Annotated in this window: 16 protein-coding genes; 9 read left to right on the top strand and 7 right to left on the bottom strand. The window is 64.5% G+C overall.

The features are described from left to right. The first annotated feature begins 154 nt into the window (after positions 1-154). Positions 155-994: an SDR family NAD(P)-dependent oxidoreductase gene (locus tag UNPF46_RS27675; RefSeq protein WP_142252104.1), complete on the top strand. Its 840-nt coding sequence runs from the start codon at positions 155-157 to the stop codon at positions 992-994. Between the two features lie 137 nt (positions 995-1,131). Here UNPF46_RS27675 and UNPF46_RS27670 read toward each other — a convergent pair whose 3' ends face one another. Continuing rightward, positions 1,132-2,508 (bottom strand): cytochrome P450, encoded by a 1,377-nt coding sequence (locus tag UNPF46_RS27670; RefSeq protein WP_142252103.1) that lies wholly within the window; start codon positions 2,506-2,508, stop codon positions 1,132-1,134. A 161-nt stretch (positions 2,509-2,669) separates the two neighbouring features. After that, positions 2,670-3,908 (bottom strand): LLM class flavin-dependent oxidoreductase, encoded by a 1,239-nt coding sequence (locus UNPF46_RS27665; RefSeq protein WP_100176549.1) that lies wholly within the window; start codon positions 3,906-3,908, stop codon positions 2,670-2,672. 229 nt (positions 3,909-4,137) lie between these two features. Here UNPF46_RS27665 and UNPF46_RS27660 point away from each other — a divergent pair, with 229 nt between their 5' ends. Together UNPF46_RS27660 and UNPF46_RS27655 are read left to right on the top strand one after the other, a co-directional pair. Next, positions 4,138-5,550 carry an MFS transporter gene (locus UNPF46_RS27660; protein ID WP_142252102.1) on the top strand — a complete coding sequence of 471 codons (1,413 nt, stop codon included), beginning with the start codon at positions 4,138-4,140 and terminating at the stop codon, positions 5,548-5,550. A 140-nt stretch (positions 5,551-5,690) separates the two neighbouring features. Then, a complete protein-coding gene (locus UNPF46_RS27655) occupies positions 5,691-6,857 on the top strand; it encodes an extracellular catalytic domain type 1 short-chain-length polyhydroxyalkanoate depolymerase (RefSeq protein WP_181770142.1) in 1,167 nt (388 codons plus the stop codon). 195 nt (positions 6,858-7,052) lie between these two features. Here the strand turns inward: UNPF46_RS27655 and UNPF46_RS27650 are convergent, their stop codons facing one another. Next, the gene (locus tag UNPF46_RS27650) at positions 7,053-7,733 is read right to left on the bottom strand and encodes an MBL fold metallo-hydrolase (RefSeq protein WP_100176547.1); all 681 of its coding nucleotides are present in this window, start codon (positions 7,731-7,733) and stop codon (positions 7,053-7,055) included. An 88-nt stretch (positions 7,734-7,821) separates the two neighbouring features. Next, complete coding sequence (locus UNPF46_RS27645) at positions 7,822-8,940, bottom strand: vWA domain-containing protein (protein ID WP_142252101.1); 1,119 nt, start codon at positions 8,938-8,940, stop codon at positions 7,822-7,824. A gap of 235 nt (positions 8,941-9,175) precedes the next feature. Here UNPF46_RS27645 and UNPF46_RS27640 point away from each other — a divergent pair, with 235 nt between their 5' ends. Next, positions 9,176-10,789 carry an alpha-amylase family glycosyl hydrolase gene (locus tag UNPF46_RS27640; RefSeq protein WP_142252100.1) on the top strand — a complete coding sequence of 538 codons (1,614 nt, stop codon included), beginning with the start codon at positions 9,176-9,178 and terminating at the stop codon, positions 10,787-10,789. Positions 10,790-10,821: 32 nt separating this feature from the next. After that, on the top strand, positions 10,822-11,313 hold the full coding sequence (locus UNPF46_RS27635) for an MmcB family DNA repair protein (RefSeq protein WP_100176544.1): 492 nt from the start codon (positions 10,822-10,824) through the stop codon (positions 11,311-11,313). Positions 11,314-11,470: 157 nt separating this feature from the next. On the opposite strand, the gene UNPF46_RS27630 is transcribed toward UNPF46_RS27635, so the two are convergent. Both UNPF46_RS27630 and UNPF46_RS27625 read right to left on the bottom strand, forming a co-directional pair. Beyond that, on the bottom strand, positions 11,471-12,025 hold the full coding sequence (locus UNPF46_RS27630; protein ID WP_097661536.1) for an ActR/PrrA/RegA family redox response regulator transcription factor: 555 nt from the start codon (positions 12,023-12,025) through the stop codon (positions 11,471-11,473). 103 nt (positions 12,026-12,128) lie between these two features. Next, the gene (locus UNPF46_RS27625; protein WP_100176543.1) at positions 12,129-13,448 is read right to left on the bottom strand and encodes an ActS/PrrB/RegB family redox-sensitive histidine kinase; all 1,320 of its coding nucleotides are present in this window, start codon (positions 13,446-13,448) and stop codon (positions 12,129-12,131) included. A gap of 106 nt (positions 13,449-13,554) precedes the next feature. On the opposite strand from UNPF46_RS27625, the gene UNPF46_RS27620 reads away from it, so the two are divergent. The 4 genes from UNPF46_RS27620 to UNPF46_RS27605 all read left to right on the top strand — a co-directional run bounded on the left by UNPF46_RS27620 (position 13,555) and on the right by UNPF46_RS27605 (position 17,835). Continuing rightward, the gene (locus tag UNPF46_RS27620; RefSeq protein WP_142252099.1) at positions 13,555-14,358 is read left to right on the top strand and encodes an ABC transporter ATP-binding protein; all 804 of its coding nucleotides are present in this window, start codon (positions 13,555-13,557) and stop codon (positions 14,356-14,358) included. Positions 14,359-14,509: 151 nt separating this feature from the next. Continuing rightward, positions 14,510-15,328 (top strand): ABC transporter permease, encoded by an 819-nt coding sequence (locus UNPF46_RS27615; RefSeq protein WP_142252098.1) that lies wholly within the window; start codon positions 14,510-14,512, stop codon positions 15,326-15,328. Positions 15,329-15,449: 121 nt separating this feature from the next. After that, on the top strand, positions 15,450-16,778 hold the full coding sequence (locus UNPF46_RS27610) for a polyhydroxyalkanoate depolymerase (RefSeq protein ID WP_100176540.1): 1,329 nt from the start codon (positions 15,450-15,452) through the stop codon (positions 16,776-16,778). 217 nt (positions 16,779-16,995) lie between these two features. Beyond that, positions 16,996-17,835, top strand: a complete 840-nt coding sequence (locus UNPF46_RS27605) for a M48 family metallopeptidase (RefSeq protein WP_142252097.1) — start codon at positions 16,996-16,998, stop codon at positions 17,833-17,835. A gap of 277 nt (positions 17,836-18,112) precedes the next feature. On the opposite strand, the gene UNPF46_RS27600 is transcribed toward UNPF46_RS27605, so the two are convergent. Further along, positions 18,113-19,492, bottom strand: a complete 1,380-nt coding sequence (locus tag UNPF46_RS27600; RefSeq protein WP_246668747.1) for a serine hydrolase domain-containing protein — start codon at positions 19,490-19,492, stop codon at positions 18,113-18,115. Between the last annotated feature and the right edge of the window lie 42 nt (positions 19,493-19,534).

Here is a 19,534-nt window from a genome sequence, read left to right as displayed (position 1 = left end):
CGAAATTCGATCGGCCCATGAGGATGTTACGCATCCCGTTCGCCCAAGCATAGCTTGCCTTGTCGCAAGCAGGCGGGGATAGTGGCCGCTGCTGCAACGGCAGCGGTCGATGTTCGTCATTTGTCATCAAATCGTTCGAAAACGGGAACATTCCATGGGCAGGCTGGACGGCAAGGTTGCGGTGATCACGGGAGCGACGAGCGGGATCGGATTGCGCACTGCGGAAGTCTTCGTTGCCGAAGGTGCCAAAATTGTGATCGCGGGCCGGCGTCTACCGGAAGGCGAGGCGCTGGCGAGGCAGCTCGGGGCCAATTGCGTCTTCCTCCAAACCGACGTCACGGTCGAGGCGCAGATGCAGGCCCTGATCGCGCTCGCCGTGGACAGGTTCGGCCGCATCGACTGCCTGTTCAACAATGCCGGCGGTCCGGCGCAGACCGGCGGCATCGAGGGCCTCGAGGTCGAGCGCTTCGACGCAGCGATGGCGACCCTGGTGCGCAGCGTCATGCTCGGCATGAAGCACGCCGCGCCTCATATGAAGAAGCAGGGGAGCGGCAGCATCATCAACAATGGCAGCATTGCCGGACGTCTCGCCGGCTTCTCGTCCTCGATGGTCTATAGCGCGGCCAAGGCCGCGGTGATCCATCTCACCAAATGCGTGGCGATGGAGCTCGGCGAGTCCAATGTGCGCGTCAACGCGATCTCGCCGGGCGCGATCGCGACCGGCATTTTCGGCAAGGCGCTGGGGCTGTCGACCGATGCCGCGGAGAAGACCCCTGCGGTGATGCGCGAGGTCTACAAGACCGCGCAGCCGATCCCGCGCGCCGGCCTGCCCGACGACATTGCCCAGGCCGCAGTGTTCCTGGCCAGCGACGAATCCAGCTTCATCAACGGCCACGACCTCGTCGTCGACGGCGCCATGACCGGTGGCCGCAACTGGAGCCAGCAGCAGCAGGGCTACGTGGCCTTGCGCAAGGCGTTCGATCAGGGGGCGTAAACAGGTCTCGTGCCCCGGACGCAGCGCAGCGCTTCTTCAGCGGTGCGCTGCAGAGCCGGGGCCCATCGCTCCGAACTGAACGCACTTCAGGATTCTGTGTCCCGGCTCGCGCTTCGCGCGTCCGGGACACGAGAAGCTCACACCGCCTTCACCCGCACCCGCAGCCCGTCCCGTGGCTTCGGGATCGGCCACATCTGCCAGTCCGGCTTGTAGCCCGGCTCCAGCGACACTTCGAGGTTCTGCAGGAAGTGCCGCGCGAAGCATTTCGCCTGCATGTAGGCGAAGTGCAGGCCGAGGCACATATGCGCGCCGCCGCCGAACGGGACGAAGGCGAAGCGATGACGGTCGCGCTGGGCGTCCTCGGTGAAGCGCAAGGGATCGAAGCGGTCCGGCTCCGGCCAGATGTCCTTCATGTGATGCGTATAGAGTGGATTGACGCCGACCGCGGTGCCGGCGGGTATCGTAAAGCCTTTGAAGGTGAAATCGCGCATCGCGCGGCGCGGCATCGAGGGGACCGGCGGCTTGATCCGCAGCGCTTCCTTGAACGCCATCTCCGACAGCGGCATCTTCTCCAGATCGTCGAAGCTGCTCGGCGCTCCCGGCGCGAGCCCGAGCGCCAGAACTTCCGCGCGCAGACGGTCCTGCCAGTCCGGATTGGCGGCGAGCTCACCGATGAAGGAGGTCAGCGACGAGGTCAGCGTGTCGTGCGCCGCCATCATCAGGAAGCTCATGTGGTCGATGATGTCCTGCTCGGACAGCAGCGCGCCGTCCTCATGGGTGGCGCGGCAGAGCTGCGAGAACAGATCGTCGCCGCCGTGATTGCCGCGTCGCAGCGGGATCTGCTCGCGGAAATAGGCGACGATGCGCTTGCGCCCCGCAACGCCGCGCGCCATCTGGGTGCCGGGCAGGGGGCGGCGGATCGGCGCGACGGCAGCCGCGACCATGTCGACGAAGGCGCGGTTGATCTCGTCGACCTCCGGCCCGATGTCGGCGCCGAGGAAGGATGCCGCCGCGAGATCGAGCGTGAGCTGCTTCATTGCGGGATAGAGCTGCATCTCGCCGGGCTTGGCCTTCCACTGCGCGACGCGCGCGGCGATGCCACGGTCGAGATCGGCCAGATAGGATTTCATCGGTCCCGACTTGAACGCGACAGACAGCGCCTTGCGGTGCAGCCGGTGCTCGTCGAAATCGAGCAGCATCAATCCGCGCGGAAACAACAGGCCGAGCACCTTGTTCCAGCCATGGGTCGAGGAGAACAGCTTTTTCTGGTCGAACATCACGAGCTCGTTGGCCTCGGGCCCGAGCAGCACGACATTGGTCTCGCCGAAAATATGAGTGCGGTAGACCGGGCCGTATTTGGCGCCGTTCGCCTCGACATGGCCTTTGGGATCGGCCAGCACCTGGAAGGTCTTGCCGACGATCGGCCAGCCTTCGTCGCCGGGAATGTGCGTCAGGGCGTTGCGCTTGGGCGCGGTGTAATCGGGCGCCGTTGCGGCCACATTCTGCATCGACATGACGATTGCTCCGTCTGGCAGATTCCGCGAACATACCACGATCCGGCCGCGATGAGCTGCGGTCGTCTTACGCACAAAATCGTCACACCTACATCGTCGTCCCGGGCCCTGCGCAGCTGCGCGGGGGGCCGGGACGACGAATGGCGACAGGCCTTCCCCGGTTATCCCCTCTTCGCCGCTTCCTTCTGCAGATCCGGCGCGTTGACGGCGGGAATGGCGACGCGGCCGGGGCCGGTCACCTTCAGCGCCTCGGCGGCTTTCTCGTTCTCCATGATCTTGGCCATCACCGCCTGTCCCGCACGCTCGAAGATGGCGCGGTTCTCGATCACGAATTTTTGCGACCTGCGCAGGCCGTCGATATAGCCGTTGATCTCGGGCACGACGTAGCGCGCGACCATGTCCCAGCTCCGGCGCGTATTTTCCGGATTGGCCCAGTCGTGCACGAAGCCGATGATGGCGCCGACGCCGCCCGACACCTGCATCACGTTCTTGATGGTTTTGACGAGATCGTCGGGCGTGCCGATGGTGGAGGCCGCGCCCTCGACGAAGGCAGTCTTGTCCACGGCCTCATCCGGCGAGGAGAAAGCGGTGAGGCCCGGCCGCTGCAGCGTGCCGACATTATATTCGTTGTGCCAGCGCATCAGCCCGGCGCCGGCTTCGCGGCGCGCCTGCTCCCGGGTCTCGGCGATGTGGAAGGTCAGCAGCACGCGCCAGTCGGCGCGGTTCACCGTGGTGCCGTGTTTCTTCGCGGCGTCCTCGGCGAACTGCCATTGCTGCTGCAGCGACATCAGTCCCTGCGTCGTCATCGAGCCCAGCGAGATGATGCCGATGCCGTATTTGCCGGCGAGTGTCATGCCTGAAGGCGAGATCTGCGAGGCCACCACGAACGGCATCTCCTCCTGCAGCGGCAGGATCTGCAGCGCGGCGTCGTTCATCGTGAACCAATCGCTCTTGGCGGTGACGCGCTCGCCGTTGAACAGGCGCCGGATGACGCCGATCGCCTCGTCCTGGCGGTCGCGCTGCGTCATCGGGTCGATGCCGAGCGTATGCGCGTCGGAGGCGAGCGCGCCGGGGCCGGAACCGAAGATGGCGCGGCCGCCGGTCATGTGGTCGAGCTGCACCATGCGCTGGGCGACGTTGTAGGGATGATGATAGGGCAGCGACACCACGCCGGTGCCGAGCTTGATCCGCTTGGTTCGCTCGCCGGCCGCCGCCAGGAACATCTCGGGCGAGGCGATCATCTCCCAGCCCGAGGAATGGTGCTCGCCACACCAGAATTCGTCATAACCGAGCGCGTCCAGCTGCTCGACCAGGTCGAGGTCGCGCCGGAACTGGAGCATCGGATGCTCCCCGATCGGGTGATGCGGGGCAAGGAAGGCTCCGAACTTCAGACGCGCCATGACGTTTTCTCCGGCCTTTGATTTTCTGATTGTTGAGGCCACAAGGCTACGTGCCCGGGGGCGCGAACGCAATCGCGCGGTCTCCCGTGCCACGGAATGCAGGCATGCGATGAAGCCAGGTTCTCCGTCATGGCCGGGCTTGGAGCCCGCGAATCTGACCTCCGAGGTAATCGCGACACCGTCTACGGTCTGAAATCATCGGGCAAGGATAGTCCCGGATTCTGCGCCGATGCATCAGATCGTCACGCAACAAGTCGATTCCTCCCGCCGCTGGTGGGTGCTGGCGATCGTCGTGGCCGCCCAGTTCATGTTCGGCGTCGATGCCTTCATCGTGAACGTCGCCATTCCCACCATCGCGGTCGAGCTGCGCGCGACGCCGGCGGAGATCGAATCCGTGGTCGCGATTTACTTGATCGCCTACGCCACGCTGGTCGTCACCGGCGGCCGTCTCGGCGACATCCACGGCACCAGGAGCGTGTTCCTGGCCGGTTTGCTCGGCTTCACCTTGACGTCGCTGTGGTGCGGCCTCGCGCATTCGGCTGCGGAGCTGATCATCGCCCGGCTGGCGCAGGGCGCGACCGCGGCGCTGATGGTGCCTCAGGTGCTGGCGACACTGCATCTGCTGTTCACCGACGAATCGCGCAGTCGCGCCTTCGCCATCTACGGCATCGTGCTCGGGCTGGCCGGCGCCGCAGGCTTCCTGCTCGGCGGTCTCTTGATCACGGTTGATCTGGCCGGCACCGGCTGGCGTTCGGTGTTCTTCGTCAACGTGCCCGGTGGCCTCATCATTGCTCTTGCCGCCTGGCGCATCATGCCGTCGGTGCCGCGGCGATCGGGCACGAGGCTCGACATCAAGGGCAGCTTGGTCCTGTTCGCGGGGTTGCTGTGCCTGATCGGCCCGCTGCTGTTCGGCCACGATGTCGGCTGGGCACCCTGGCTGTGGGCCGTGATGGCAGCCGGCGGCGTCGTCCTGGCCGCGTTCCTGAAGCTGGAGCATGCGGTCGCGCGTGCCGGTGGCATGCCGCTCATCGACCTCACGCTGCTGGCGGACGCTGCTTTCCTGCGCGGGCTCGGCGCCGCCTTCTTTTTCTTCCTCGCCAATCTCTCCTTCTACCTCGTCATGACGCTGTTCATGCAGCGGGGCCTCCACATCCCGCCGCTCTCCGCCGGCTTGGCCTTCATTCCACTCGCGATCGCTTTCGTCGTCGCGTCGCGCCATAGCGGCGCGCGGACGCGGCATCGCGGCACCAAGGTGTTGATTGAAGGCTGCGCGGTTCAGATCACAAGTCTCGCCGCCCTCGCGCTCGTCGCAGGCTTGGTCGATGCGCCGTCGCCGCTCCTGCTCGCCTTCACCATGATCGTCTTTGGCTACGGCCAGGGATTGGTGATGGCGCCGCTCTCCGGCGCGGTGCTCGCGACCGTGAAGCCCGTCGCCGCAGGCTCGGCCTCCGGCATCTACGGCACCACGGCGCAGATTGGAAATGCGGCCGGAGTGGCCGCAATCGGCGCGGTGTTCTTCGCGCTGGAGGCGTTGCAATCAGCGCGCGCAGGATTTCTGGTCTCGCTCGTGCTGTTTGTGACACTCATCATGATCTGCGCCGCATTTTTGTCGTGGCTGCGCCGCGCATCTGCATCAAGTTGAGGCATTACGGTTAATACGTGCGGATTCCCCCGTGATTTCCGTCGATTTTCATTGGATTGACAGCGCACGGTCTTTTTATTTTGCAATGCAGCAACTATCTGGTTTGGCTGGACGTTGAACGTCGCCACCAGGAACTTGCCGTGTCGTTAGCCAGAAATGTCGATCTGTTGAGACGTCTGCCGAGGCTGGACGGTCTGCGCTTTGCCGAGCTCGGTCGCCGCGCGGATGCGTCCAGTCCGTTGGAAGAGGTCACGGGCTTCGGCGACAATCCCGGAGCCTTGCGCATGTTCGCGTTCGTCCCGGCGCGGTTGCAGAAGCCGCGTGCGCTGGTCGTCGTGCTGCATGGCTGCGGCCAGACCGCAGCGGCTTACGACCTCGGCGCCGGCTGGTCGACACTGGCTCAGCACTATGGCTTCGCGCTGTTGATGCCCGAGCAGCAGCGCATCAACAACGGCAATACCTGCTTCAACTGGTTCAACCCGGAAGACACGGCGCGAGGCAGCGGCGAGGCACATTCGATCCGCGAGATGATCGCGCACACGGTCGGGGCACATCGCATCGATCCCAGGCAGGTCTTCATCACCGGCCTGTCCGCCGGCGGCGGCATGACGTCGGTGATGCTCGCGACCTATCCGGAAGTCTTCGCGGCCGGCGCGGTCATCGCCGGATTGCCCTATGGCATCGCCTCGAATCTGCGTGAGGCGCTCGACGGCATGTTTCATTCCCCGGTGCGTCCGGCGCGCGAGCTCGGCGATCTCGTGCGCAACGCCTCGGCTCATCGCGGCCCCTGGCCGAAAATCTCGGTGTGGCACGGCAGTGCCGACCGCACCGTCAATCCCGGCAACGCCAACGAGATCGTCAAGCAATGGCTCGATCTGCACGATCTGCCGGAAGCGCCGATGGCGGAGACCAATGTCGACGGCTATCCGCGCCAGGCCTGGTGGGGCAAGGACGGCGAGACCCTGGTCGAGTCCTACGCCATCACCGACATGGCGCATGGCACGCCGCTTGGGCTCGCCGACAACGATCAGCGCTATGGCGTCGAAGGCGCATTCCTGATCGAAGCCGGCATTTCCTCATCCTACCACATCGCAAAGTTCTTCGGCCTCACCGACTGGATCGCGGACGCTGCAAAGGCGGAAGCCAAGCCTGTCGCGAAGCCGGCACTTTCACCCGCGCCGCATCTCGCCCGCTCGATCCGCACAGCGGTTGCTGACGAGTCCGCCGAGCGGAAGCAGGAAGCTCGCGGCTTCGACCTCGGCCAGATCATCACGCGCGCACTGACCGCTGCGGGGCTGATGAAGTAGTTGGTCGACACGCATTTCAGCCGTTGTCCCGGACAAGCGCGCCCCAAGCGCGCGCAGATCCGGGACCCATAGCCAAAGGACAAGTTGGGCACGAAGAGGTAGCTCCGAGTCCCCGTAACCACATCGCCGTGGGGTTATGGATCCTGGATCTGCGCTTGCGCTTGTCCGGGATGACAGCGGAGCCTGTCGTGGGCCTCACATCTCGCCGGTGATGAACGGATTGGTCATCCGCTCCTGGCCGATGCTCGAGCCTGCGCCGTGGCCGCAGATGAAGCCGACGTCGTCGCCGAGCGGCAGCAGCTTGGTCAGGATCGAGTTGATCAGGGTCGCGTGACTGCCGCCGGGCAGATCGGTCCGCCCGACCGAGCCGGCGAACAGAACGTCGCCGACATGGGCAAAACGCAAGTCCTTGTTGAAGAACACCACGCTGCCCGGTGAATGGCCGGGGCAATGCAGGATGTCGAACGAGAGATCGCCGATCGACACGGTGTCGCCCTCGTTGAGCCAGCGGTCCGGCGCGAAGTTGCGTACGCCGGTCATGCCGAAGCGCGCGCCGCTCGCGACCACATTGTCGAGCAGGAACTTGTCCGCTTCGTGCGGCCCCTCGATCGGCACCTTCAGCGCATCGCGCAAATCCGCGGCGCCGCCGACATGGTCGATATGGCCATGGGTCAGCCAGATCTTCTCCACTGTGACGCCGGTCTGCTTGATGGCGTCGAGGATCTTCGGCACGTCCCCACCGGGATCGATCACCACGGCCTTCTTGGACGGCTCGTTCCAGATGATGGTGCAGTTCTGCTCGAACAGCGTCACCGGAACGATGATCGCACCGGCCTTGGCTTGCGAGGAGTCTTGAGTGTCATTTTGCTCGGTCATGGCGCCACAATGCCGATTTTTGCCATGCCGCCAAGCAAAAGATTGGGGTGAAGGCCCCGGGGAACGATCGTTCCCCGGGACCCTGCGATTACCGCTTGATCTGCGCCTTCAACGTCTCCCGGACGATACCGTCGAAGGTCGAGGCCTTGGGTGATTTCGCCGCCTGCTCGGCGATGTATTTGTCGCGCTGGCCGACCAGCGCGGTGAGCTTCTCGTTCAAGGCCTTGCGCTGCCCGACCTGCCTGGCCACCTCGGCCTCGCGCTGCTCGGGCTTCATGGCGCGCAGATTGTCGGGCAGATCGGAATCCTTGACCGCGGCGACGCTGGTGGTGCCCCTGGCCGCATCGGCGACGAGGTCGCCGCCGCCGGTGACCGCTTCGGAGGTCGAGGCGGATCGCTTGTTGATATAGCTCGCCATGTCGCTGGCCGTTGACGGTGCGGATGCCGCCACGCTGGCCGTCTGCCGCAGCTTCAGCTCGGTGTGCCGTTGCCGCTCGCGCGGGCCATAGGGGATCACCGTGTCGTTGAGCTGCTGTTGCAGGATGATGATGTCCTGGTCGTACGGCGTCTCGATCACCACGACCTGGCCGCCATCCTGCGGAATCGGGATGAAGCGGCCGCTGCCGATCTGGGCGATGTCGCGCCACACCCGCTCGGTATCGCGGGCATCGCCGGCGAGCACGGCATTGACGATGATGTCCTTCTGCCGGGCGACCGCGAGGGTGGTCGGATATTTGGTGTCCTGCGCGTAGTCCATGTGGGGCGGGGCATCGCCGACCAGGAAGACGATGTGCCTGACGTCGCCGCCGGCGGTCCATTGCAGCTTGTTGACGGCGACGTCGAGCGCCTCGTTGACGCTTTCGGGCCAGTCGCCGCCGCCGCGCGCCTTCAGCTCCAGCAAATTGGCGTAGAGATCCTGGATATCGCGGGTCAGCTCGATCTTCGACGTCACGTAATCGTCGCCGATGTCGCGATAGGCGACGAGGCCCATGCGGATGTCGGCGTCCGGATTGGAATCGACGATCGTGGTGGCGATCGACCAGATCTTGCGCTTGGCACCTTCGATCAGGCGGGCCATCGAGCCCGTGGTGTCGAGCACGAAGGCGACCTCAACGGTTGGCTTGGCCTGGGCGGGAGTTAGTCCTGCCGCAAGCGGCATGGTGGCGAGTGCGAAGGCGAGCGAGCACAGTGTGATGCGTGACCTCATCGGGTCCCTCCAGTGGTTTCGTCCCTCGGAACCAAGGTTCCACTGGCATCGCGGTGGCCTGAAGCCGGAACAAAGGCCGGACCGGCGCGAAATTGCGGCGAATCCGGGCGGAACCCCGCGCGCAAGCGGCGCGTCCGCTCCCGCCGACGTCACATAGCCGTCCCAAAGCCCTGTTGGTCTGAACCCTTGGCGCGATCTCGCGTTGCTTCGCGCGAGGCGCATTTGGGGGACGGTCTTGGCTCAAAGCGAAGAAAATTGGTGGCGCGACGGCATTTTCTACCAGATCTACCCGCGCTCGTTTCAGGACTCGAACGGCGACGGCGTCGGCGATCTCGCCGGCATTTTGCGGCGGCTGCCTTACGTGAAGTCCCTCGGCGTCGACGCGATCTGGCTGTCGCCGATCTTTCCCTCGCCAATGGCCGATTTCGGCTACGACATCTCGGACTACACCGGGATCGAGCCGCTGTTCGGCACGATGGCGGATTTCGATGCGCTGATCGCAGCCGTCCATGACAACGGCCTGAAGCTGATCCTCGATCTCGTGCCGAACCACACCTCCGATCAGCATCCCTGGTTCGTCGAGAGCCGCGCCTCGCGCGACAATCCCAAGCGCGACTGGTACATCTGGCGCGATCCAGCGGGCGACGGCGGCGTGCCCAACAACTGGCTGTCCGAATTCGGCGGCAGCGCGTGGGCTTTCGACGAGACCACGGGTCAGTACTACTATCATGCCTTCCTCGCCCAGCAGCCCGATCTCAACTGGCGTAACCCGGATGTCCGCAACGCCATCTACGACGCGATGCGGTTCTGGCTGGAGAAGGGCGTCGACGGCTTTCGTGTCGATGTGATCTGGCATTTGATCAAGGACGCCGAATTCCGCGACAATCCGCCGAACCCGCATTATGTCGAGGGCCGGCCGCCGAACGAAAAGATCCTGACGCAATATTCCACCGACCAGGACGAGGTGCACGACGTCATCGCCGAGATGCGGCGCGTCACCGATGCCTATCGCGCGCGCGTTCTGATCGGCGAGATCTATCTGCCGCTGCACCGTCTCATGGCCTATTACGGCAACGACCTCACCGGCGCGCAGATGCCGTTCAATTTCGCGCTGCTGTCGACCTTCTGGAGCGCGCGCTCGATCGAGAAGATCATCGAGGATTACGAGAAGGCGCTGCCGCGCGGCGCCTGGCCGAACTGGGTGCTCGGCAACCATGATCGTCCGCGTGTCGCCAGCCGCATCGGCAGCGACCAGGCCCGCATCGCCGCCATGCTGCTGCTGACGCTGCGCGGCACGCCGACGCTCTATTATGGCGACGAGATCGGGATGCACCAGGTGGCGATCGCGCCGGAGGACGTGCGCGATCCCTTCGAGAAGAACGTGCCCGGCATCGGCGTCGGCCGCGACGGCTGCCGCACCCCGATGCAGTGGGACGCGACCGAATTTGCAGGCTTCTCCACGGCGCGGCCGTGGCTGCCGCTGCCGGAGCATTATGTGCGTGACAATGTCGTCAATCTCGAAGCCGATTCTCGCTCGATCCTCAGCCTCTACAAGCGTCTGATCGGCTTGCGGAAGAGCTGTCCGCCGCTGGTCGCAGGCGAGTATCATCCGATCGCCGCGCAAGGCGACCTGCTGGTCTATCGCCGCGAGGCCGAGGGCTGGGCGGTGATCGCGGCGCTCAATCTCGGCCCGGACCCGATTGCGGTGACGACGAGTGCGATCAAGTTCGGCAGCAGTATCTTGCTGTCGACGTTCCTGGATCGCGAGGGCGAGCGGATCGAAGGCGTGCTCGATCTCAGGGGCAATGAGGGCGTCATCGTCGCTCCACCTGCGCGCGCTCCGGAATGACGAGCCCCACGGAATCGGCTATCCTCCCACCCATGGACAACGCCGCCCGCAACATCGCCCTCGTGCCACCACCCGATCGCCGCCAATCCGAGACGGCGCTCGCGATCGCGCGCGGCACGTCGCGGCTGCTGCGCTCGCTCGGCTTCTCCTGCATCAGCGAATTGCCGTTGCCCTCGGGCCGGCGCGCCGATCTCGTTGCGCTGAACGAGCGCGGCGAGATCTGGATCGTCGAGATCAAATCGTCGGTGGAGGATCTGCGCGCCGACCAGAAATGGCACGAATACCGCGCCCATTGCGACCGGCTGTTCTTTGCCTTCACGCAGGATCTGCCGTGCGAGATCTTTCCTGCGGAGACCGGCCTGATCGTCGCCGACGCCTATGGCGCGCACATGCATTGCGAGGCGCCCGAGCACAAGCTCGCCGCCGCCACGCGCAAGCAAATGACGGTGCGGTTTGGAATGGCGGCGGCGCTGCGGATCAACCGCCTGGTCGATCCGCAAGGCCATGCGGAGTTCTGGGAGTAGCGGCGGCCTCGTGTCCCGGACGCACTGCAGCGTGAAACGCTGCTGCGCAGAGCCGGGACCCAGAAGGTTAAATGTATGCTGAGTCATGGGCCCCGGCTCTGCAGCGCACCGCTGAAGAAGCGCTGCGCTGCGTCCGGGGCACGAGAGCCGTTGAAGCTTACCTCGGCGCGCGCTTGGCCAAAATGCGCTGCAGCGTCCGGCGGTGCATGTTGAGGCGGCGCGCGGTTTCCGAAACGTTGCGATTGCACATCTCGTAAATGCGCTGGATGTGCTCCCAGCGCACGCGGTCGGCCGACATCGGATTGGCCGGCAGTTCGGATTTCTCCGCGCTGGTCGACAGCAGCGCGGCGACGACGTCGTCGGCGTCCGCGGGCTTGGAGAGATAATCGATCGCGCCCATCTTCACCGCGGTGACGGCAGTGGCGATGTTGCCGTAGCCGGTCAGCACGATCGCCCGCGCATCCGGGCGCTTCTTCTTCAGCGCCGAGACCACATCGAGGCCGTTGCCGTCGCCGAGCCGCAAGTCGACCACGGCGAACGCGGGGGCCGCCTTGCCGATCTGCGCAAGACCGTCCGAGACGGTGTCGCATGACGTCACCGCAAAGCCGCGCGTCTCCATGGCGCGGGACAGGCGCTCCAGGAACGGCTTGTCGTCTTCCACGATGAGCAGCGAGCGGTCGGTCTGTTCGTTCAGTTCGGCGATGGCGTTCAAGGTTTTTTCCTCTCTCCAACGCGTCTACATATGGCCTCGCAATCGGGCGGTGCCAAGGCCGCCGATAGTCGATCGGCCCCGTCGTGCGACGCAAGGTCGCGGCCTATCCTATTGTTTCTTCGAGCGCCTCGATAGCCTCAAAACGCTCTCGCGGCCACGTGATGTGGACCACCGCGCCGTGTTCCGGGAAGGTCCGGTTGGTAAACGAGACCTTGGCGCCGGTGCGCTCCAGCAAGGTGCGCGCGATGAACACGCCGAGCCCCAGGCCGCGCCGCTCGCCGCCGCCGTCATCCTGGGGGCGCCGCCGCGACAGATAGGGCTCGCCGATCCGGTTCAGGATGTCGGGGGGAATGCCGGGGCCGTCGTCGGAGATCACGAGCTCGATATTGTCCTTGTTCCACCACGCGTTCACCTCGACGGTGGTATGGGCGAAATCGACCGCGTTCTCGACGATGTTGCCGACGCCGTAGAGGATCGCCGGATTGCGTGAGCCGACCGGCTCGGACACGGCGGCGACCGCGATCCGCACCTTGATCTCGACGCCGAAATCGCGGTGCGGGGCCACCACCTCCTCGATCAGCTCCGACAGCTTCATGCGGTCGAACGGTGCGTCGGTGGAGAGCTGGGTGATCTTGCTCAGGATGTCGCGGCAGCGCTGGGTCTGCTCGCGCAGCGTCTTCAGGTCGGCGGCGATGCTGGCGTCCTTCACCGTCTTTTCCAGCTCGCGCGAGATCAGGAAGATCGTGGCGAGTGGCGTACCGAGCTCGTGCGCGGCGGCAGCGGCAAGCCCGTCGAGCTGGGTCAGGTGCTGCTCGCGCGTCAGCACCAGCTCGGTCGCGGCCAGCGCGTCCGCGAGCTTGCGCGCCTCTTCCGTCACCTGGAACGAGTAGAGGCTGGTGACGCCGATCGCGAGCACGATCGAGAGCCAGACGCCGACCAGATAGATCGGCGGCAGCACCAGCGGATCGTCGGAATCCCAGGGCAGCGGCAGATGGAAGAAGAACAGCACCGAGGCGCAGGCCACGGCGAGCACGCCGAGGCCGAACGTGAAGCGTGCCGGCAGCGCCGTGGCCGAGATCAGCACCGGGGCGAGGAACAGGAACGAGAACGGGTTCTGCAAGCCGCCGGTGAAGAACAACAGGCCGGCCAGTTCCACGATATTCAGCGCGAGCAGTCCGGCCGCCTGTATCGGCTCCAGCCGGTGCATCGGATTGGCTGCAGTCTGGAGTGCCAGATTCAGTGATGCCGACAGGGCGATGATGCTGACGCAGGGGACGATCTCGACGTTGAATTCCAGCCCCTGTGCCACGATGAAGATTGCGGCCAGCTGGCCCAGCACCGCGAGCCAGCGCAGCCGCAGGATCGTATCGAGGCGGATATGCCGCTGCGCATGGCGGAAGTTGGAGGCGGCAATTTCGGTCATATCGGCCAATGTGGCGGTGCCTTCTAAGCTCACAAACGCTGGGCTCGCGGAACCACCGGATTACAAGCCTTGCGCTCCCTGCCGCAATAGCAGAAGAACGGTCAGCATGACGGAGAATGACGAGGCTTCAAGTCGGCCGACTGTCGCGGAGCGCAGCTTGCCCGCGGCGATCGCGGTCGATCACCTCGTCAAGGTCTACAAGCAGACCCGGGCCGTCGACGACATCTCCTTTGTCCTGCCGCGCGGCAGCATCACCGGGCTTCTGGGCGGCAACGGCGCCGGCAAGACCACGACCATCGCGATGATCATGGGCCTGGTGCTGCCGACCTCCGGCCGCGTGCAGGTGCTCGGTCACGAGATGCCCGAGCAGAGCGCTTCCGTGCTGGCGCGGATGAACTTCGAGAGCCCCTATGTCGACATGCCGATGCGGCTCACGGTGCGCCAGAACCTCACCGTGTTCGGCAAGCTCTATGCGGTGAAGAACCTGTCGGAGCGGATCGCCGCGCTCGCCGACGATCTCGACCTCACCGAATTCCTGGACCGCGCCAACGGCAAGCTGTCCGCCGGGCAGAAGACCCGCGTCGCGCTGGCGAAGGCGCTGATCAATCAGCCCGAGCTATTGCTTCTGGACGAGCCGACCGCCTCGCTCGACCCGGATACCGCCGACTGGGTGCGGGCGCATCTGGAGCGCTATCGCCGCGACAACAACGCCACCATCCTTCTGGCGTCGCACAACATGCTCGAGGTCGAGCGGCTCTGCGACCGCGTCATCATCATGAAGCGCGGCCGCATCGAGGACGACGACACGCCCCAGGCGATCATGGCTCGCTACAACCGCACCAATCTGGAGGAGGTGTTCCTGGACGTTGCGCGCGGCCGGGTGAACGGCGCGAAGGAGGCGGCGAGGTGAGGGGGCTCTCGTGTCTCGGCCGTCATTCCGGGGCGCGCGGAGCGCGAGCCCGGAATCCATTTCGCGACGTTTGCTGCGGGCCGATGGATTCCGGGCTCGATGCTACGCATCGCCCCGGAATGACGGCTCCTTTCAAGATGAAGGAGCTGCCATGACCTCTCTCCCCCTCCACCGCGGCATCTCGGTCCACCGCATCGGCGCGATGATCCTGCGCTACTGGTACCTGCTGCTGTCGTCCTGGCCGCGGCTGCTCGAGCTGTTGTATTGGCCGGCGCTGCAGGTCATCACCTGGGGCTTCATCCAATATTACATCGCCGAGAACTCCAGCTTCTTCGCGCGCGCCGGCGGCACGCTGATCGGGGCCGTCATCCTCTGGGACATCCTGTTCCGCGGCCAGCTCGGCTTCTCCATCTCGTTCCTGGAGGAGATGTGGGCGCGCAATCTCGGCAACCTCATGATGAGCCCGCTCCGGCCGATCGAGTTTCTGCTGTCGCTGATGGTCATGAGCCTGATCCGGCTCGCGATCGGAATCATTCCAATGACGCTGCTGGCGCTGTTCCTGTTTCACTTCAACGTCTACGCGCTCGGCCTGCCGTTGATCGCCTTCTTCTGCAATCTGATCTTCACGAGCTGGTCGGTCGGCATCTTCGTCTCGGGCCTCGTGCTGCGCAACGGCCTCGGCGCCGAGAGCATCGTCTGGACCTTGATGTTCGCGATCATGCCGCTCGCCTGCATCTACTATCCCGTCAGCGTGCTGCCGGTGTTCTTGCAATACGTCGCATGGACGCTGCCGCCGACCTACGTGTTCGAAGGAATGCGCGCGCTCCTGATCGAGAACACCTTCCGCGCCGACCTGATGTTGGCTGCGCTGGCCATCAATGCCGTGCTTCTGGTTGCATCCTTTTGGGCATTCCTTGCCCTTTTGCGCAGCGCCAAGCGACAGGGCTCGCTGCTGTCCGGCGGCGAATAGCGTCACTTTCTCGTGGATTCGGGTAGGTTTAGCCGTTTCGGCTACGTAGATGTACGGAACCATGCATTGACGCAATATTACGCATTCGGCAGTATGCTGCGATGCGAAGAAGGATATAGCGATGCCCATTGGTGAGTTTGGCGGCGCGCCGCCCCTGGCGGCTGAAGGCAGTCCGGTCCTGACGACGCCGATGTACTGGATGTACGAGATGGCGCACGCCGCTCTCAATCCGGCGCGTGCCGTCACGGACGCGACCAAGCTGCTGTTTCAAAATCCGCTCAATCCCTGGACGCGCACCGAGGTCGGTAAGTCGGTCGCCGCGGCCTGCGAATTGTTCGAGCGCACCACGCGCCGCTACGGCAAGCCGGAATGGGGTCTCGACGACACCGAGGTCAACGGCATCCGCGTCCCCGTCGAGGTCCGCTCGGTCTGGGAAAAGCCGTTCTGCCGGCTGCTCTACTTCGATCGCAAGTTCACCCGTCCGCTGCGCAGCCCGCAGCCGCGCGTGCTGATCGTCGCGCCGATGTCCGGCCATTACGCGACGCTGCTGCGCGGTACGGTCGAGGCCTTCCTGCCCGCGCATGAGGTCTACATCACCGATTGGGCCGACGCCCGCATGGTGCCGCTCAGCGACGGTCGCTTCGATCTCGACGATTACATCGATTACGTCATCGAGATGCTGCACGTGCTCGGCGGCAACACTCACGTCATGGCGGTGTGCCAGCCCTCCGTGCCCGTCGTTGCCGCGGTCTCGATCATGGAAGCGCGGCGCGATCCCTTCGTGCCGACGTCGATGACGCTGATGGGCGGCCCGATCGACACCCGTCGCAATCCGACTGCGGTGAACAATCTCGCCCAGGAGCGCGGCATCGACTGGTTCCGCAACCATGTCATCACCAAGGTGCCGTTTCCGCATCCGGGCATGATGCGCGACGTCTATCCGGGATTCCTGCAGCTCAACGGCTTCATCAGCATGAATCTCGACCGGCACATGGACGCCCACAAGCAGCTCTTCGCCCATCTGGTGAAGGGCGACGGCGACCTCGTCGACAAGCATCGCGAGTTCTACGACGAATACCTCGCGGTGATGGACCTCTCCGCCGAGTATTACCTCCAGACCGTCGACACCGTGTTCGTGAAGCACTCGCTGCCCAAGGGCGAGATGACCCATCGTGGAACACGCGTCGATCCCTCCAAGGTCACGCGCGTCGCGCTGATGACGGTCGAAGGCGAGAATGACGACATTTCCGGTCTTGGTCAGACCGAAGCGACGCACGCGCTGTGCAGCGCGATCCCCGATCATCGCCGCGTTCATTACGTCCAGAAGGGCGTCGGACATTACGGCGTGTTCAACGGCTCACGCTTCAAGTCGGAAATCGTGCCGCGGATTCATGATTTCATGGTCTCAGCAGCGAATCCGAGCTCATTGCAGGCGCGCGCCGCCGAATAACCTCTCGTTTCGGCTTTCCCGTCGAAAATCAGGCCCGGCCGGAGGCTCCGGAAGGGGCCGAGTTCCCGCCAGATTCGCGGTATTTAGGTAGCCTTATAGGAGTGAGTCCATCCTCACCCCTTGGGGGTGTCGCATGCGTCCAGCGGGGGCGAAAAAAGCCGGTTCCGACCCCAGTCTGTAGGGTCTCCCGGACGCCAACCCGCTGTATATTGGGCAAATGATTTGTTTTTGCGCCGAGCGCTTTCCCTGGCGGCGGTTATGGCAGAATCCGGGCGCCCTCCTGCCCCCCGGACTGACAGACATGGCCACTCGCGCTCTCCTCTATCGGCGGCCCCACGAGCCAAAGACCCTGGTCATCACCCACGGATCGCAATTTTTTGCCATCCGATTGCGCCGGCATCGCCGCGCGCGCCGCTATACGCTCAGAATTCATCCGAGCGATCGCGAAGCCATCCTCACCATGCCACCGCGCGGCACGCTGGCCGAAGCCAAGGACTTCGCGCAGCGTCACGGTGCGTGGATCGCCGCACGTCTCGGTCGCCTGCCGAAGGCTGCGCCATTCCAGCCGGGCACGGTGATACCGCTGCGCGGCACGCCGCATCGTATCGTTCATCGCGCCGGCACGCGCGGCACGGTGTGGACGGAGGTGCGCGACAGCGGTGAACGCATCCTCTGCGTCGCCGGCGGACTCGAACATGTCGACCGCCGCGTCAGCGATTTCCTCAAGCGCGAGGCGCGCAAGGACCTGCAGCGTTCGGCAGAGGCCTACGCCGCCGAGCTCGGTGTCCGGGTCAAGCGCCTGTCGATCCGCGACCAGTCCAGCCGTTGGGGCTCCTGCACCTCGGCCGGCTCGCTGTCGTTCTCCTGGCGCCTGATCCTCGCGCCGCCCTTCGTGCTCGACTATCTCGCCGCGCACGAGGTCGCCCATCTCGTCGAGATGAACCACTCGGCACGCTTCTGGCGCGTCTGCGGCAAGGTCTGCCCGTCGATGGAGCGCGCCAAGAAGTGGCTCGACACGTATGGCAACGATCTGCACCGCTACGGGGTCGAAGACTAAGGCGCGGCTCGTCAAGGCGCAGCCGCGACCGGATTGACGCCAGCTGGACAAATGCAAGGTCGTTGGCGGCGCGCTTGTCCTAAAGCATGATCCGGAAAAGTGCGAAGCGGTTTTCCGGAAAGATCATGCGCAAACAATAACCTAAAGCGCGATGGCGATTCATCCAGATCTCATCGCGCTTTAGCGCATCGCCACCCGACGGCATTGCTTGGTCCTGTCGAAGCGTTTGTCGTGCATGACCCTCGACAGACGTCACGAGCCGATTGCTGCACGCAGATCACTGAGGCAGCGCCACCCCGGCGATTTGCATGACACCAAGCTGGTCGAACAACTCAATCTGCTCACCGTTCAGCACGGGAATGTAGCAGCGACGTCTGGCACCCAAGATACAGAGCTTGTCCTCCACGACCGTCCATGTCCCGGCCTTAGGTCCAAGGGACTCGTCCCAGTGCGGATAGGTCATCCGGCCGTCGGGCTCGAATCGCATCGTGAACGGGCCATCCCTGAGCTTGGTACCGAAGCTGATCGTCTTGCCCTGGAGTTTTGCGGCCAGGGCCTCACCTGTCGGTCGTTCGCCGACCGCCGCAGTGAGCGAGGCATCGGGCCCGGGATCATAGCCCTCGGCTTTCAGGATCAGCCAGAAGAGCCTGCCAATGCTACGCATGGTCGGCTCGGTGAAGGGCATGTCGCGGTCGACACGATGCACCACGACGAGGTCGAGCGCGGGCACGACCAAGGCGTATTGGCCGCCGGATCCCTGGGCCATAAAGCTGCCCTCCGGCAAAGTGACCGTAGGCGCAACGGCACCGCCCAGAAAACCGATCCACCAGAGATAGCCATAGCCCATCCCTAACGCGGCTCTCGAATGGCTACGCGTGCTCTCTTCGACCCAGTCCCGAGGCACGATCTGGTGCCCGGCCCAATTGCCTTTGTGCAGATAGAGAAGTGCAAAACGCGCCAAGTCCCGTGCGCTCATCCGGGTCTCATAGGCGGGGTGGATAGAGGCTTCGCCGCGGATATAGCTGCCATTCTGTGGCCGGTAGTCCTGCATGCCGATTGGCTTTGCGATCTTTTGGTTGAGCGCCTCGAAGATGCCGTTGCCAGTTGCGTGCTCGTAGATCGTGCCGAGCGCGTTGAAGTCCCAATTGTTGTAATACCAGAAGGTCCCGGGCGGGTGGCTGCCGCGCGGCGGTCTCATCTTGGCCATGTCCGGCGTCTCATAGAGCGCCGCGTGGTAGACCCCGGAGCGCGCTTCGAGGAGTTCGCGCGCCGTCGCGCCCTTCTCGATTCCGGTCAAGCCAGGCGGATTATCGTCGATGCCGAGTTCGCCAAGCGTGCTGTCGAGGTTGATCAGGCGATCCGACACTGCGATGCCGATCAGGGCGCTGAGCACGCTCTTGCGGATGGAGGCGAGTTCCATCGGCTTCGTCGTATTGCCCCACTCGGCGACCACCTTTCCGTGCTGAACGATCACAACCGCGCTCGAGCGAATCTGATCCGAAAAGGATCGCGCTTGGGCCAATTCGGTTTCTGACCAGCCCAATTCTGCAGGGGTGACGCGCTCCCACTCCGCGGCCGGGAAGCCATCCTCGGCTGCGGCAGCTCCGAACCGAACCAAAACGCCGAGCAGCACGACGGCGAAAACAATCTGGCGCATATACATCGGATCCTACGCGCTGCGCGCTTCACCTGATTGCAG

Origin of the sequence: Bradyrhizobium sp. UNPF46 (genome assembly GCF_006658625.1) — a bacterium.
Taxonomy (GTDB): domain Bacteria; phylum Pseudomonadota; class Alphaproteobacteria; order Rhizobiales; family Xanthobacteraceae; genus Bradyrhizobium; species Bradyrhizobium nitroreducens.
The sequence above is the reverse complement of the archived record's forward strand: the minus strand, read 5'-3'. Positions and strand labels throughout refer to the sequence as shown.

What these genes read in the sequence shown, in the direction of transcription:
- UNPF46_RS27675 (WP_142252104.1), top strand. Translation starts at nt 155, where the DNA reads ATGGGCAGGCTGGACGGCAAGGTTGCGGTGATCACGGGAGCGACGAGC.
- UNPF46_RS27670 (WP_142252103.1), bottom strand. Translation starts at nt 2,508, where the DNA reads ATGTCGATGCAGAATGTGGCCGCAACGGCGCCCGATTACACCGCGCCC.
- UNPF46_RS27665 (WP_100176549.1), bottom strand. Translation starts at nt 3,908, where the DNA reads ATGGCGCGTCTGAAGTTCGGAGCCTTCCTTGCCCCGCATCACCCGATC.
- UNPF46_RS27660 (WP_142252102.1), top strand. Translation starts at nt 4,138, where the DNA reads ATGCATCAGATCGTCACGCAACAAGTCGATTCCTCCCGCCGCTGGTGG.
- UNPF46_RS27650 (WP_100176547.1), bottom strand. Translation starts at nt 7,733, where the DNA reads ATGACCGAGCAAAATGACACTCAAGACTCCTCGCAAGCCAAGGCCGGT.
- UNPF46_RS27645 (WP_142252101.1), bottom strand. Translation starts at nt 8,940, where the DNA reads ATGAGGTCACGCATCACACTGTGCTCGCTCGCCTTCGCACTCGCCACC.
- UNPF46_RS27635 (WP_100176544.1), top strand. Translation starts at nt 10,822, where the DNA reads ATGGACAACGCCGCCCGCAACATCGCCCTCGTGCCACCACCCGATCGC.
- UNPF46_RS27625 (WP_100176543.1), bottom strand. Translation starts at nt 13,448, where the DNA reads ATGACCGAAATTGCCGCCTCCAACTTCCGCCATGCGCAGCGGCATATC.
- UNPF46_RS27620 (WP_142252099.1), top strand. Translation starts at nt 13,555, where the DNA reads ATGACGGAGAATGACGAGGCTTCAAGTCGGCCGACTGTCGCGGAGCGC.
- UNPF46_RS27615 (WP_142252098.1), top strand. Translation starts at nt 14,510, where the DNA reads ATGACCTCTCTCCCCCTCCACCGCGGCATCTCGGTCCACCGCATCGGC.
- UNPF46_RS27610 (WP_100176540.1), top strand. Translation starts at nt 15,450, where the DNA reads ATGCCCATTGGTGAGTTTGGCGGCGCGCCGCCCCTGGCGGCTGAAGGC.
- UNPF46_RS27605 (WP_142252097.1), top strand. Translation starts at nt 16,996, where the DNA reads ATGATTTGTTTTTGCGCCGAGCGCTTTCCCTGGCGGCGGTTATGGCAG.
- UNPF46_RS27600 (WP_246668747.1), bottom strand. Translation starts at nt 19,492, where the DNA reads ATGCGCCAGATTGTTTTCGCCGTCGTGCTGCTCGGCGTTTTGGTTCGG.